The sequence below is a fragment of the Calothrix sp. NIES-3974 genome (assembly GCF_002368395.1).
Classification (GTDB): Bacteria; Cyanobacteriota; Cyanobacteriia; order Cyanobacteriales; family Nostocaceae; genus NIES-3974.
In genome coordinates, this window is record NZ_AP018254.1 from 3,729,316 (window position 1) to 3,744,544 (window position 15,229).

At 40.9% G+C, this 15,229-nt stretch carries 13 protein-coding genes and 1 riboswitch; of the genes, 4 read left to right on the forward strand and 9 right to left on the reverse strand.

The features are described 5' to 3' along the window. Positions 1-21 precede the first annotated feature (21 nt). Positions 22-1,446, forward strand: a complete 1,425-nt coding sequence (locus CDC37_RS14980; protein WP_096622765.1) for a TIGR03985 family CRISPR-associated protein — start codon at positions 22-24, stop codon at positions 1,444-1,446. Between the two features lie 109 nt (positions 1,447-1,555). Here CDC37_RS14980 and CDC37_RS14985 read toward each other — a convergent pair whose 3' ends face one another. From CDC37_RS14985 to nfi, 8 genes are all read right to left on the reverse strand, one after another. Beyond that, on the reverse strand, positions 1,556-1,999 hold the full coding sequence (locus CDC37_RS14985) for a hypothetical protein (RefSeq protein WP_096622767.1): 444 nt from the start codon (positions 1,997-1,999) through the stop codon (positions 1,556-1,558). A gap of 31 nt (positions 2,000-2,030) precedes the next feature. Then, positions 2,031-2,303, reverse strand: a complete 273-nt coding sequence (locus CDC37_RS14990) for a QcrA and Rieske domain-containing protein (RefSeq protein ID WP_231943070.1) — start codon at positions 2,301-2,303, stop codon at positions 2,031-2,033. A 21-nt stretch (positions 2,304-2,324) separates the two neighbouring features. Further along, positions 2,325-2,753, reverse strand: a complete 429-nt coding sequence (locus CDC37_RS14995; RefSeq protein WP_096622771.1) for a hypothetical protein — start codon at positions 2,751-2,753, stop codon at positions 2,325-2,327. 760 nt (positions 2,754-3,513) lie between these two features. Then, complete coding sequence (locus tag CDC37_RS15000; protein WP_096622773.1) at positions 3,514-3,939, reverse strand: DUF1636 domain-containing protein; 426 nt, start codon at positions 3,937-3,939, stop codon at positions 3,514-3,516. Positions 3,940-3,960: 21 nt separating this feature from the next. Beyond that, a riboswitch (cobalamin riboswitch) is annotated at positions 3,961-4,132 on the reverse strand. 75 nt (positions 4,133-4,207) lie between these two features. Further along, positions 4,208-4,567, reverse strand: a complete 360-nt coding sequence (locus tag CDC37_RS15005) for a tRNA-binding protein (RefSeq protein WP_231943071.1) — start codon at positions 4,565-4,567, stop codon at positions 4,208-4,210. Between the two features lie 692 nt (positions 4,568-5,259). Further along, positions 5,260-7,245, reverse strand: coding sequence for an FHA domain-containing protein (locus tag CDC37_RS15010; RefSeq protein ID WP_096622775.1), 1,986 nt, complete (start codon positions 7,243-7,245; stop codon positions 5,260-5,262). Between the two features lie 318 nt (positions 7,246-7,563). Next, positions 7,564-8,130 carry an FHA domain-containing protein gene (locus CDC37_RS15015; RefSeq protein WP_096622777.1) on the reverse strand — a complete coding sequence of 189 codons (567 nt, stop codon included), beginning with the start codon at positions 8,128-8,130 and terminating at the stop codon, positions 7,564-7,566. A gap of 100 nt (positions 8,131-8,230) precedes the next feature. Next, a complete protein-coding gene (gene nfi / locus CDC37_RS15020; protein ID WP_096622779.1) occupies positions 8,231-8,911 on the reverse strand; it encodes a deoxyribonuclease V in 681 nt (226 codons plus the stop codon). Positions 8,912-9,407: 496 nt separating this feature from the next. Between nfi and CDC37_RS15025 the strand changes: the two genes are divergently transcribed. Further along, positions 9,408-10,385: an ABC transporter ATP-binding protein gene (locus CDC37_RS15025; protein ID WP_096622781.1), complete on the forward strand. Its 978-nt coding sequence runs from the start codon at positions 9,408-9,410 to the stop codon at positions 10,383-10,385. 122 nt (positions 10,386-10,507) lie between these two features. Here the strand turns inward: CDC37_RS15025 and CDC37_RS15030 are convergent, their stop codons facing one another. Then, positions 10,508-11,551 (reverse strand): tetratricopeptide repeat protein, encoded by a 1,044-nt coding sequence (locus CDC37_RS15030; RefSeq protein ID WP_172892789.1) that lies wholly within the window; start codon positions 11,549-11,551, stop codon positions 10,508-10,510. Positions 11,552-11,955: 404 nt separating this feature from the next. Here CDC37_RS15030 and CDC37_RS15035 point away from each other — a divergent pair, with 404 nt between their 5' ends. Together CDC37_RS15035 and CDC37_RS15040 are read left to right on the forward strand one after the other, a co-directional pair. Beyond that, positions 11,956-13,395: a BCD family MFS transporter gene (locus CDC37_RS15035; protein WP_096622785.1), complete on the forward strand. Its 1,440-nt coding sequence runs from the start codon at positions 11,956-11,958 to the stop codon at positions 13,393-13,395. Between the two features lie 94 nt (positions 13,396-13,489). Further along, positions 13,490-14,296 (forward strand): inositol monophosphatase family protein, encoded by an 807-nt coding sequence (locus CDC37_RS15040; RefSeq protein ID WP_096622787.1) that lies wholly within the window; start codon positions 13,490-13,492, stop codon positions 14,294-14,296. The last annotated feature ends 933 nt before the right edge of the window (positions 14,297-15,229 follow it).

Below are 15,229 nucleotides of genomic sequence, written 5' to 3' on the forward strand. Positions count from 1 at the left end.
CCCCAGATAGTTATAACTGCTGTGAATACGATATTTAAAGATGAACCAGATTATAAACTTTTACAAAGACTGGCTAATGGTTCCCTGGATCAAAGTCAAAACTTGACCCGTGCAATTCGCCTATGGACATTATTACGGTGGTTGTATGGCGAATATGGCTACACTCAACTTACAGACCCTTTTACCTACGCAGATTGGCGTGCAGCTTTTTTTACCAAAAGCCACAGGGATGAAAAGCAAGCTGATATCCGCAACCATCAAGATTTGAACTGTGCTTGCAGTAAAACAATTAAACAATGGTTAGGGGATTTAGAAGTAGCGATTGACAAATGGCAGATTTCTTTACAATCACAAATACCTATCGCTGCATCGGAAATAGAGAAAATTCTCCAAGAAAGGTTATTTGCTCAGGTGCGGAAATCGCTGCAAAGTGATTTTGAATTATTAGTTAGTCGTCAGTATTTGGAAAGAAGTGAACAAACTATAGGGAGGAGAAAATATTATCAGCGAGTGGAGAAATTACCTCGTTGGAAAATGACCGAAAATACTGGTTTACAAACGAATTTAAGCATGAGGAAACAAGCTTATTTAGCAGGGACTTTAAGATTATTTAGTTTTCTGGATCCAAATATACCTGTATTAGCAGAAGAACTTGCCGATAGGGAAATAGATGAGGAAAATCATCGAGTATTTATGTATGTTGATTATGTCGTTCCTGATTCTAGTCCAACACAGGATGCGGTAGATGAAATTCAAAATCAATTGCAGGAAATTTGGAATTATGACAATATCCCACCCATACTTTTTACATATTATAGTGCCCATAAAAATCAGGTAAAGGAATGTGTTGTTTATCCAGTTTGTATTTATTTTATGGAGCGTGCGAAATATCTCTGTGGCTATGGAACAACTCCCCATAATGATATTAATTGGTACAAATATCGTCTTGATCGCATTCTTTCGGAACGGATAGAAGAATTATCTTGGCAAGATGTGCGAGTTCCCCAGATTTTAAGGGAAATTCATGATAATTATCAATTACCAACCCCTAAAACTGTGAATACAAAACTCAAAGAAGCTTGGGGATGTGATTTTTATAAACCAGAATCCTTAATGCTGTTACGATTTGAGCAAGAGTTTCATCAGTCCTATATCAATGGAATTAGTATTCATGACACATTTACCCAAATTACTTATGAACAAGCGGTAAAACTAATTCAACAGCATATACTTAACCAAGAGCATCGACAGAAAATTAGTCAGATTCTCCAATCTCGTCCCAGTAGGGATGCATACTACCAAGTTAATTATCGAGTTAACGATTATTACGTTATCCGGTGGTTGCGAGCTTTAGGAGCAAAAGTTGAAGTTTTATTACCGTGGGATTTGCGTCAGGAAATGGCTTGTGAAATCAAAAATATGATTAATCTTTATGATAAATCTTGATTTTCCTTACTATTATTGCGAGTCACCATTAAATCAAAAAATTAAAATTGAATAGCACTAAGATAATTCAAAACAAATGCAGCAGCAGAACTAATGAAAAAGCCATAACTTACCGATGGACTGATGTCGAACTCCGATGAAAATCATCGCGTCTTTGACAAACAATTTGAAAAGACAGTGGAGGTGTAATCGGTAGATTTGTTAAGTAACAAAAAGCAACTTGGTTTCCATACTCTAACAGGAGCACCACATCTGTTTTTGGATTATAAGTATCCACAGCTTGTAGTATATGACCATTCATAAAATGTCTTTGCATCAATACCGTGTCAGGTAATGCTAACCAAGCATTGAGGAAAGGTGCAAGATTGTGACGCGGGACAAAATGGGATGGGAATGTTTCCCCAGAAATACTGAGATGAGGTGAATTCGTACTACAAACAACCACACCGCGATCGCCTTTTAAGTAACCTAACCAAGCATTGTAACCAATGGTGATTAAATTGGTAGCAATAAAGTTTTGTTGCCAATCTTGGAGATTTATTTCTGAGGACATCTGATGTTAAACTCCTGTTAGTTAGGTTTGATTAAGTTCGTGTCACCATGACTGTATTTTTTTCGATTTTTGTTTTATAGGTTGAAAGAAGTTTGGTCGCGGGTTCATTTTGCACTTTTCCTTCTGTGGTAAATTCAGAAGCGTGACAAGGACATAGAAAAATATTTTCTTCTGCTTCCCAATCTACAATACAGCGAAGGTGAGTACAAATTGGGTTGACTGCAATTAATTTTTGACTCTTGGATTTTCTGATTACTAAGACAGCACCTAAAGATGTTTTTTCCTTGAGTTTTAATATTTTCAATTTCCTGATGCTGAATTTAGCCTATATCTTGATTTGGGAAATATAACCAGAAAACTCATCCCAACGCTGACGGACTTGCTGATAACATTCAATCGGTGTAATTACAGGTTTTTGCAAAATATCTACTTCAATCTGGGAACCCTCTTTAGCCAAAATTATCATGTCCTGTCGGGGATTGTAACTATCAACAGCTTGGAAGATACTAGTAATTATTTCTTTCTCCACCATCCATTCATGTAAATACGCGATAAGTTCTGCTTTTGCTAAAAAATGGGTACTCACAACCTCATCAACAGTCTGATGCTTTTCAGGTACCATAATGACGGTGACGTGGGGTAAATCAACTTTTTTGATTTGACAAAAAACAACCCCCCGTCCTACCTTGGAAAAACCTTTCCAAGCGGTATAACCAATGAGTAAAAAATTTGTGAAATTTAATCCTTTCGACAAGTTAATGATTCTCCTTATTATGGAATGAGAATGATTACTTGAAATTTGTTCAAGAATTTAGCAGTAGGGATTCTGAAACTCCATCAAGTCAGGATTTTTCAATCACTAATTAGCAATCGTGAAGTTGTATGACATGGAATCAAGGAGTTACAAGGAATCTCCAATCCTGATATTTGCAATTCCTAAATAAACGCAACTACCCTACGGAAACTAAACCACAATGAAATTGGTGAATCAATTACTTAAACTTGGGGAATCCAGGGAAGAAGCTAAGTTTTGCGTGGGGTGAAAAGTTTGGTTTTTTTAGGATAAATGTGTGTCACATCGGATGATTTTCATCAACACCCGACAACTAAGATATCTATAATTAATGCACGTTAAATAAAAAAACTTGCGAAAAGAAATTGACAAAATATTCTCCATCAGAGATTTATTACTTAAAAGCTGCTAATTAATACTTAATATAGCGAAGCTAACGCAATGACATAATATATATTTAATTTTGCATAAGCACTTGTAATATCCTTGACGCTAATATTCGCTACATATTAGGGACTACAATCGTTGTTTATTCTAGTTTCATTTATTTCAAAGTACGAGAGAATCTATATAACAGGATTTGTGCAACAAAGATTTGTCCGCAGCGACCGAAACGGAGTGTAGGGAAGCAATCGCTCTTAGTTTTTGGATTACCTCACTCTCCACACCCTGCGGTCAATCTACAACGTAATGACACAGTGACGTTACTTTTGCCTAAGTCCTAGTTATAAGTTTCTTGAAGCACTTTGCCATTGTCTGTGGGAACAGAAACTGCGGGAATTCTAGCTAAAATGCCTTTTTTCATGGGTTCGGGACGTTCTGACCAGGGTAGGGAACCCTCTGGATGAAGGTAGTATTTTTCTGCACAAGCAAATACTCCCTGAACTTCCTCTGAAGTCAATTCTGGGGAAATATCGCCAAATAGATAGGTGGTTTTACCAGGTGAAGCGAAGGAAACAACACAGGAACGGTTACAAGCACTCATGCATTGAACTGGCTGAATTGTTATTTCTCTGTGTAAATCCCAGTTTAAATAATTATTCTGTAAGCGCTGGAGTAGCTTTTCACCACCACTTTCACCGACGCGCTTACCACTTTCCCACTTACTAGCACAGGTCGTGCAAACAAAAATTGTATGGACGCTCATCTATACCTCGTAGATTGTCGCTTAGTTTGTGATTTCTCGGCGGGCATTCTGACTGACTTGATGTTGGATAACTGAATTTTCAAAGTCTTCCCAAATCAAGATTACAGCTGCGGGACAGTGCCGGATTTACACCGGACTTTCCCCGTTACCTCTAGTGGCTGCTCCCCACCAGAACCGAAGTTGAGTTTTAATATACCACAAATGGGTGTTGTTGGCTAAAAATAAATTGCTCTGTTAATTTCAATTTTCAATTTCAGTGATAAAACCTCTACATAATCCTTACTCCATTCTTTACAGATAAATTCGGTTGGAGTAAAACTGTACCCTGAAAATCGCAAACCGCAGCCAAAACTAAAACCTCTGACTTCACACCTGCAACTAATTTCGGGGGAAAGTTCATAACTGCGACGATTTGTCGGTGGAGTAAATCATCTTTAGTATAATTTTCGACAATTTGTGCAGAACTGGTTTTAATCCCTAATTCACCGAAGTCTATTTTCAGAATATATGCAGGCTTTTTGGCTTTAATATTTTCCTGCACTTCGATAATTGTACCCACTCTCATGTCAACCTGTAAAAAAGTCTCAAAATCAAGTATTTGCAGGGGTTGGGGAGAAATTTGTTCCATACTCGGTGATGATCAGTGAATGCGATCGCTCTGCCAATTTGTAATTTAACACAAAATAAAAAGCTCGGGGGTCAGCCGAGCTTTTACGAAGGTCATAAGTATACGAGGTGATTGCAGTTATTATTATTGAGGGAAATAATAATAAAAGTCATGTGCGTGTGAATACATTTAATAGTTAATTTTTATAATTCGATGTTTTTGATTTTTTTATGTTTGTAGGAATACAGGAAATAGCGAGTAGGTAGTAGGGGGAACCCGCATTTCTCACAACACCCTAAAACTAATGGGGAATAGGGAGTGGGGAGTAGGGGTAATACGGTTTGGGTAAGAAAATTCATAAACCCCAAATAATTATTGTAGAGACGCGTTAGCGTTCAGTTTCTCTGAAAGAGGCTATATCCCGTCTCCCGAAACCATCACGAAAAATCATTAACCGAACCGTATTGGGAGTAGGGGGATACAGGGAAAAAATGTGTCAAAATTTTAATAGGTTTAGTTGAGAACATAGTTAATAACTGGCTGATTCCAGGTTTACTAATTTTATTCTCAATAGACTCGGAGGTTTTTAAAAACTTTTATTTCCCACAAAAGATACTGGACAAGGCTTTTAGGCTTTATATCTCATCGTAGCTAGCTCTCTTTACAGGATTACTCACGTTGTTCCAAAAACCCAAATTCCGTATTTTCACTCATCAAGGTCGCTGATTTAATACCCATTTCAACCAGTGGACTAAAGAGCGTAAACCCTGTAAACGCCGAACTCCAGGAGCGCGAGCAGCTGCTAAGGCATCAACAGATTGTAGTGCAGCATACTGTAAACCTAAAAAACTATCAACTGCTGCGTAGGGACCACCTAAAGTAATAGCACCAGCAGCAAACATTTGTCCGCGTCCGTTGCGCATTTCCGTAATTTCAAAATCATTGGCAACACTCAAACGACCGAGGAAATTTAGGGGTAACTGGTAATGGCGGACTAAATCATCTAAAAGGGGACTAGCATCAACTTTAGCATCTAATCCGGTGGCATCAATGATAAAGTCGGCATCAATTTTCATTTCCCCAAAACCTTTTTCCTGAATGTGGGTGATGGTGCGGTGATTGCTATCCCGTTCCACCTTTTTCACCTCACCAAACTCAATTTTATACCAACCTTCCCGTAAACCCGTTTCCGTAATCCGTTGCCAATCTTGACGATCTGCGGTGGTAGTCCCTCCCCAATCTCTTAATAAGCGTTGACGCTCGTCGGGACTGGCTTTTTCTAGCATTACCCGTAAATCTCCTCCCCAACAAGCTTTAGGCCAATTAAAGGGTTGGAACTCATAATGGTTTTTCACCGGTCGTTGGGCATGGATAAATTTATTACCAACCGGTTTCGGCGATCGCATTAAGTGCAAAATGGTAATGTTGGTATTTTTTTTGCGAGCTTCGTACAGACGTTGGACAATCCGCGAAGCAACAATTCCCCGACCACGAATTAACACTTTACCACCATTGCGTTCTAAATGTGTATATACATGGTCGTGGTCTTCGTAGGCATTGACGACGGAGCGAAAATCCTGGTATTTTTGCCGATATTCCTGTAAGTCTGGTAAAAATTGAATCGCAGGATATCCGGTGGCTAAGTGAATATATTTAGCTAAAACAAACGCATGATTTCCCGGACCTCGCGAGTAGGCAATACAATAGCGGCCATCATCGGTTTTGCGAATACCTCGAACCCGTCCGTAGCGATAGATTTGTGACCAACCAATCCGCTTCGCTTCTCGATCGATGGATGCAAATACATTTCCTGCACGGGGTGTATAGGTTTCCGCAAAGGTCGGTTCCCCAAATACTTGCCATAGATACTTGAGTGCAGATGGCAATTTTCCCTGACTAAAATCATGCCATGCTTCCCGCAGAGCATAACTGGGCCATCCCCAAATATTATCGGGACAGGAATCGGAGTTTGACCGCAAACGTTCGTGGGGGGGAATTTGGGAATTTAAACACAACCGTTGATAACGAGCATAGGGTTCCTTTTCCAAACCTAACGCCAAAATCCGTTCCGCTTTCACACCACACATCCGTAATAGATCCACCCAGACAAAATTACCTAAACCCGCACCAACTCCAACAAAATCATATTCTTCCACTGGTAAACCCGTAGCATGAACCGCTTGGGTAAATACCTGTTCACCCTTAAATAACTGGGGAGGAGGAAAGTTACTCCCTAAAGGAGTGACAGCTTGGGGTCTTTGCCAATTGGGGTCAGGTAAATTGGTATTAGGATTAAATTGGATGGTAGAATTACTACTTGTAATTGGGGCTCGTGTCCCAGCCGGAGAACTTACGGGGAGATTAGGTAACGTTACCGTAATCACGTAGGGACCAATTTGAAGCGTATCCCCATTATTAATGACACTGCGTAGTTGCCGTTGTCCATTGACCAAAACACCGTTAACACTATTTTGATCGATGACCACCAGTTGGTTTCCTTCCCAAAGAATTAAAGCATGATAGCGAGAAACCTCGTTACTATTTAGTAACATCCGTGCTACCCTGGTTTGGTCAATTTCTCCCGGCATTCGTGCAAATTCGCGACCAAAGGCAATTGGCGGATTAAGGGTGGGTGTATTTTTTTCCCCCGTTACCGGGTCATCCCAACTGAGTTGAATTTGTCTAGAAGCAGGATTCATTGATTTTAGATTTTGGGTTTTGGATTTTGGATTGGTAAGAGTAGGTGAGTGGTGAAAATTTTCGTTGAGATCAGGGAGTAGAGACGACCCGTCGGGTCGTCTGTACTAGGAGTAAGCATTTGCACCGAATGAATGATCGGTTACGTTGCGGTTTTATGTTTTATTGCACCTACCTACTTAAACAGTCAATAATGATTTTGGATTTTAGATTTTAGATTTTGGATTGGGTATTTGGGATTGGTAAAACAATACACAGCCAACAGTCAGTAATCAACAGTAATCAATTATTTTCTCCTGTATTCTATATACTATACTCGTCTAACTTTCTGGCTGTGTATCTGGTGACACTAGCACACTCACCGCAGCTGCTAGGGATGTTCCACACCAGGGACAACCTACTTGTAAATGTTCAATGGAAGATACACGGTGACATTTAGGACATTCTAATCCGTATGTGCCCTGGGATTGTAGAGCAGGGTGGGAGTGCTGATGGTTTTGGTTTTGCCCTGGTTCGGGGATAGCCAGGATGGTGGCGGGAATGCTATTACTGGAGGTAATGGAAACAGCAAACACGTGGATTGATGCATCACCTAGGAGAAAAGTACTACCTTGGTGAATGGGTAACTCCCCTTGGACTAAACGCTGTCCGTTGACGAGGGGAGGATTTTGCGATCGCAAATTGCGAATCATGAATTGTTGATATTGATGGCTAAAAAATATTTCTACATGTAATCCGGAAACCGTGGGATTCGTCAGAACAATATCACAGCGACTAGGGTCGCGACCGATACGCACCGTGCCATAGTTTTTGCTGGGCTGATTCTCGTAAATCGTCTGGGTTCGTTCCTGACCGGCATCATGCCACTGTAAGGTAAGTGCATTCATTGCTCTAACTATAATTATCTATGATATAAACGAACTTCAATAGTATCCTGTCGGATTCCTAACACGATTTCCCTGATTTTGTCTCGAATTTTGAAGAAATTTAATTTCTTGACCGGAGAGAGGCTAATTTATCCGCGATGCGAGTTGTTTCGGGTAAGCGGTATTTGGTGATGCAACGAAATACGTAATCAATGGCTGTTTCCAAACTGACACGATGTCCGGGTGAGACGTAAATCGGTTTGACTCCGGTGCGAGAACGGACAATAGCACCGATTATTTCCTCTTTGTCCATCAGTGGTTGCCAACTGCCTTTAGTTTCCGGTAATGGTTCATGGGAACCAATTAACCAGGATTTGGCGACACCGATGGTGGGAACATCGATTAAAACTCCTAGGTGACAAGCAATACCAAAGCGACGGGGATGGGCGATTCCCTGTCCATCACAGATAATAATATCTGGGGTAATGGTCAACTGTTCGAGAGCATCTAAAACCGCAGGGATTTCCCGAAATGATAAATATCCGGGGATGTAGGGAAAGGAGGTGGGTCGTTGGGCTATTTGGGTGGTTTGGACTGTCAAATCAGGGAAGCTCAACACAGCAACGGCTGCTTGGCTAATAGTACCATTATTGAGAAAGCCCATGTCTATCCCAGCAATATGTTTAACAGGGTGGTTGATTTTATCCTCGGTAATTACCTGTTGGCGTAAACTTTGTTGAATGGCTTTTGCTTGTTCTAAAGTGAGTTGCCAATCATGAATTTTTGTGCGATCAATTTCCATAGGAGTAGGAGGTAGTAGCCTACATGCAATGCTGACACTAGAATCATATTCCACCACGCTAATTTTGATAGGTGAGGAAAGGTACGTAGTTGCACTCATAGCGCTTCATATTCAAGGGTTTTCGAGACTAAAGCCACTACTACAAGCCTCTCAGAACTTATGTGGTTGAATACTAGAACTAATGAAAGTGCTTAAATAAAGGGCTAGTAGAACTACTACTACGAACTTTAAAATTAATGCGATAGACCAGTAGTCCACCACACAAACTTTGTCGGGTTGATGGCGAAAATATTCATTTTTCTTAGCGCTTATGTACTAGTGACGAGAAATCAGGTGTTTGGGGTTGCTTGCTTACGACCCTACGGTCAATCCACTACGCATCTATGCAATGATGGTGTTTACCTTGTCCTTCCGCAATACTATTTCACTTAAATTTTGATATATTTTCTTCCACTGCTCCCCCTCTGTATCCCCTATTTCCAACTCCCTCTTTGTTATGATTGAAGCGGTAAATCTCACGAAAATATATAACGGGTTAAAGGTCGTTGATCAAGTTTCCTTTCAAGTTAAGGAAGGGGAAACCTTGGGGTTGCTAGGAACTAGTGGTTGCGGGAAAACAACTACCCTGAAAATGCTGAACCGCTTGATTGAACCTGATTCTGGTCGGGTTTTGATTGAGGGGGAAGATATTAGCAAGCGTCAACCGGAAAAATTACGACAGAGAATCGGTTATGTGATGCAAAATAGTGGTTTATTTCCCCATTACACCGTAGCCGAAAATATTGCCGTTGTCCCCCGATTGTTGGGTTGGCCAAAGCAACGTATTCGCGATCGCATTATTGAATTGCTGCATTTGGTGGGATTACCACCGGAAAGTTTTGCTCACAGGTATCCCCAAGAACTCAGTGGTGGACAACAACAACGGGTTGGTTTAGCGCGATCGCTGGCTGCTGACCCTCCTCTAATTCTGATGGATGAGCCGTTTGGTGCGCTGGATCAAATTACCCGTAGCCAAATTCAGCAGGAATTTTTACAGTTAGAAAGTTTACTACGTAAAACAATTGTGATTGTCACCCATGACGTGTTTGAAGCAGTGACACTGTGCGATCGCATTTGTTTGTTGAATCAAGGTAAAATTCAGCAGTTGGGAACACCGAAGCAGTTGGTTTTTCAGCCGCAGAATGAATTTGTCCGAGATTTTTTGGCTGAATATCAATTTCAATTAGAATTAAAGGTGACAACGGTTCAGGATTTATTACCCTGGTTACAACCAACTGCAATCAAGGGGAATAATCCACAGGTATATACAAAAGATACAAGTTTGTTAACTATTTTAGAACAGGTTAAAACTTCTTTATCTCGTGATGAAATTGTGATTCAGAAGGGCAATAATCAGATAGATTTCACTACAACTGCGGAAAATCTGCTCTCAGCATTTTATGGGTGGAAAAAATCCTTTGATTTTGGATTTTAGATTTTGGATTTTGGATTTGTGAGAGTAGGGAGTGGGGAGAGACGCGATATGTCGCGTCTCTCCCGATTCCCTTCTCCCTACTCCCTGTTGCCAACCTTCACAAAAATACTTTTCCCCAGACCCTAATTAGTATAAACTAACTGGTAAAACTCTGGATAGTGACGAATTCCATCAAAATCCATATCGGTTTTTGCCCACATGCGACATTTGTCGGGATTAAGTTCAATTGCTCGTTGCAGATGGGAAATTGTCGCGGCTAAGTCACCCTGGAGAGCATAGCAACAAGCTTTTCCATAGAAGGCATTGGCGTAATTTGGTTCTACTTCTAAAAGATGGTCATAGGTTTCTAATGCAGCATTGAGTTGACGCATTTTCGTCAGAGCAATTCCCCGATTTTCTAGTGCAACTTGATACTGGGGATTAATTGCCAAAGCGCGATCGCAAGAATAAATTACTTCTTCCATCTGTTCCAGTTGAGCATAGGCTGCACCTTGGTTATACCAACATTCGGCATTTTCTGGATTCAGAGCAACAGCTTTTTTAAAGCTAGATAAGGCGGCTTCAAAACGTCGTAATTGAAACAGTACCATCCCCTGACTTAACCACAGCTGACTATTAGTCGGATGATGACGAATTGCCGATGCAAAACTCGTTAAAGCATCATCAAAACGTTGCAAATAACACAATGCCATTGCTTGATTTTGCCAAGCTTCAGAAAAGTAGGATTTGATTGCCAAAGCTCGCTGAAAGCTTTCTAATGCCGACTCAAATCGTTGTAAACTGATATAAGCCCAACCGCGATCGCGCCATACTTCGTATAGTTCGGGTTGTACCTGCAAAGCCGCATCAAACCGAGTGATCGCTTTTTCCACACAACCCATATGCAACAGTGCCACACCGTAGGCATAGCATATCTGCGCTATATCGATATCTGTGATATTTGGATCGGATTGCAGGGATTTTTCAAAACAGTAGACCGACTCCGTAAATCTCTTCAGGTGATTTAAGACCAAACCCCGCAAATACCAAGCATGACCGCCATCTGGCTGAAGTTGCAAAGCGCGATCGCAGTAATCCAAGGCTGACTCTAGCTGACCTGAATCTAGGGACGCATTCGCAGCTTTTAAACACACTTCGTAATAGTTTGATTGAATTTCGTTATCCACTGACAACCTACTTTAAAAGTAAAAGTATTTTATTACCTTTTATTTTTTTTCGCCGAATATAAATCATCATAGGCAGAACGCAGAATAATTGAAAATCGTGAATTCACCGACCTAATTTTATTTAAGTATTTATACAGCAAGAAAAAATTTGCTCAATAACATATACGGCAATAAAAATACTCAAAATTACATTTTGAGTTATAATTTATATACTGATATCTGCGTGTAAAATATTTTCAAGAATACAGAACACAGGATGGAAGAGGGATGGAAATGATTATTGTACTAGTTGAGCAAAAACCTGCCTTTTTGGTGCAAAAATCCATATTTGGAAATACCCAGGGGTTTATCCTAGAGAAGTAGGAAAAAATCGATTAAACAAAAATATTTCCAAGATAGAAAAAATGGCTAGTGGTAATTTTGCTGATTCCCGTTCAGATGTACCTGCACTTCCCCAGGTGGATGTGTTTAGCATGTTCCGTTTAGGCTTGTTCCAGATGGCTTTGGGGATGATGTCGGTTCTGACTTTGGGTGTGTTGAATCGCATCATGATTGATGAGTTGAAAATACCTGCGTTGATTACGGCTTTAGTTATCGCAGTTCATCAGTTTGTTTCTCCAGTACGGTTATGGTTTGGCCAAATGTCTGACTCTAAACCCCTGTTTGGCTACCATCGCACCATCTATGTGTGGGCTGGTGCAGTATTATTTGCCTTAGCTTCCTTTCTCGCTGTTCAGGGAATTTGGCAAATCGGTTTACGTTGGCAAACAGGGAATATTTCCTGGGATACCTGGTTGTGGATTGTCGCGGTTGGGGGTATTTTTGGTTTATACGGGATAGCGATTAGTTTGAGTTCTACCCCCTTTGCAGCTTTACTGGTGGATATTTCCGATGAGGATAACCGCTCCCAGATAGTTGGGGTGGTATGGTCAATGTTGATGGTAGGAATTATAGCTGGGGCGATTCTGAGTAGTAGATTACTGCGGCAAATTGCTTTAGATGCACCCCTTACAGACATAAAAGCCCAGGTTAATAACCTATTTTTGATTGTACCAACCTTAGCGATCGCACTGTGTATAGTTGGAACCTACGGAATTGAAAAGAAATACTCCCGTTTTAATCTCAATTCCGATAACCATACCCAAAAACCAACACAGAGGGAAGACCAAATCACCTTTGGTAAAGCCATGAAGGTCTTAACAGCGAGTCGGCAAACCAGTATATTTTTCAGCTTTTTGTTTTTAATGAGTTTAAGCCTGTTTATGCAAGATGCGGTGATGGAACCCTACGGGGGCGAAGTATTTAAAATGACCATTGCCCAAACTACCCGTTTAAATGCCTTCTTTGGTACAGGAACTTTACTGGGATTAGGATTAACAGGATTTTTAATTGTTCCCCGTATCGGGAAAAAAAATACGACCAAATACGGTTGCATTGCCGTTGCTCTGTGTTTAATTTTATTCATAACCTCCGGATTGACAGCCAACCCCAAAGCATTACAGTTAGCTTTGGCCCTATTTGGATTTGCATCCGGTGTCACCACCACAGGAGCCTTAAGTTTGATGCTCGATTTAACAGCCACAGAAACGGCTGGAACCTTCATTGGTGCATGGGGATTAGCCCAAACCATCGCTCGTGCATCTGCCACCGTTGCCGGCGGTGGAGTCCTAAATATTGGTAAAATTATGACCACCAATCCCATAATCGCCTACAGCTTAGTTTTTGGTAGTCAAGCAGTAATCATGGTGATAGCCTTGAGTTTCCTCACCCAGGTCAACATCGCCGAATTTCAGCGCAACGCCAAAGACGCGATCGCGGCTATCCTGGAAAATGAATTCGATTAATATCCAGATATATTCATACGTATGAGACGCAATATATCGCGTCTCTACAAATTTGGTATTAATCCCAAATCCCAAATCTAAAATCCCCAATCCCATGACTGACTTCTGGACAAAACTAGTCGAATTTGCCAGCACGACAACCCATGACATTGGCAAACAAATCCTCTCCGACTTTGGTAACGCACCAGCTATCGAAAAATCCGATGGAACCCTTGTCACCCAAGCCGATAAATGGGCTGATAAACAAATATGTGATGCGATCGCAACCACATTTCCAGAACATGGAATTTTAAGTGAGGAAGCAAATAAAGTATTCCCTGATACAGATTGGTGCTGGGTGATTGACCCCATTGATGGTACAACTAACTTTACCCGTGGTATTCCCATTTGGTCGATTTCCCTGGGTCTACTGTACCAAGGTATTCCTATCTTCGGCTATGTCCACCTACCCCCCCTCAACCATTCTTTTTCCGGCTTTTGGTCAGGTAATTCTGGACTCCCCACCCCGGATGGTGCATTTCACAATGGTCAACCCATCCACACCAGCGAAGACAATCCCAGTAGTAACCACTTTTTTAACCTTTGTTCCCGTAGCACTGGTTTGATTAAGCCAGATTTTCCCTTTAAAATTCGGATGTTAGGTGTCGCGAGCTACAATTTCCTCACCGTGGCAATGGGTGCAGTTTTAGGAGGTGTGGAAGCAACCCCCAAAGTGTGGGATATTGCTGGTGTCTGGCCAATTATTCAAGCTGCTGGTGGCTGTTGGATATCTTTAAAATCAGAGCCTTTTCCCCTGCAACCTGGTGTGGATTACAGTCAAATTTCCTACCCCACCCTGATATTAAGCCGGAAGGAATTGCAACCTGTGGTTCAACCTTTTTTGGATGACTGGAAAATATAGGGAATAGGGAGTGTCAAGAATACAAAAATTTGTTTTGTCAAGTGATGCGATCGCCTGACAGAAGCAGCTGAATTTGATTTGGTTCGGTCCAATTTACCTACTTCTAAGCTCGACTTTATCCATTTTATTGAAGAGGAATCGGATGCGCTTGCGCTTGTACGTTCTCGCCTGTGGGCATTTCGACTTTTTCTGATATCGGATTCAGACCCCACCTCTGTTAAAGTCCCTAGCAAGAAGATCATCGAGACTTGCTTAGAGCTGCTTTGCTATGCTGTCTAATGGATAAAGTCGAACTCTGAGGATGTTTTAAAAGTCGATTTAATATTTAAAAAGAATACTTAAAAAAAGACACGACATGCCGTGTCTGCACAGGTTTATCTATTCCTGGATTTCTCACGAGTAAGTTGTAAACCTTGAGTGACGGATTGATTTTCTGACTACTCCCTATTCCCTATGGGTTTCAAGGTTTTGTGAGAAATGCGGGTATTGACTGTCTTCAATCAATGGTTGATAAAGTATTTATTAATACTTTACTAACATTCTCTACGGATTTTTTCTGGAACACCTACAAAAAAATGTTCATCCCTCATACCCCGAATACCCTCCAAACACCGGGTAAAAACTATAGTCACTTTGTCTGAAACACCTACGGTAAGAGGTTTTTAGCTCTGTGGGTGATTATCATTCTCATGCATTAGGGTCTAATAGCCCCTTGGAGCCTCATCTTCATACTAACAGAAACCCCCATCAAAAATCAACCCTTTTTCTCAAGTTTTTGGTTGAATTCAAAGCCGAGATAAATCAAGTTTGATCTGGATTGATATGGGGTGATAAATATCTGAATTGGAGATAATTTTTTGGCTAGCAAGTCTGAATTGCACAAACCGTGACAAAAAACTTGTTCTAATACTCCGGCTGTTGATACATATAGGG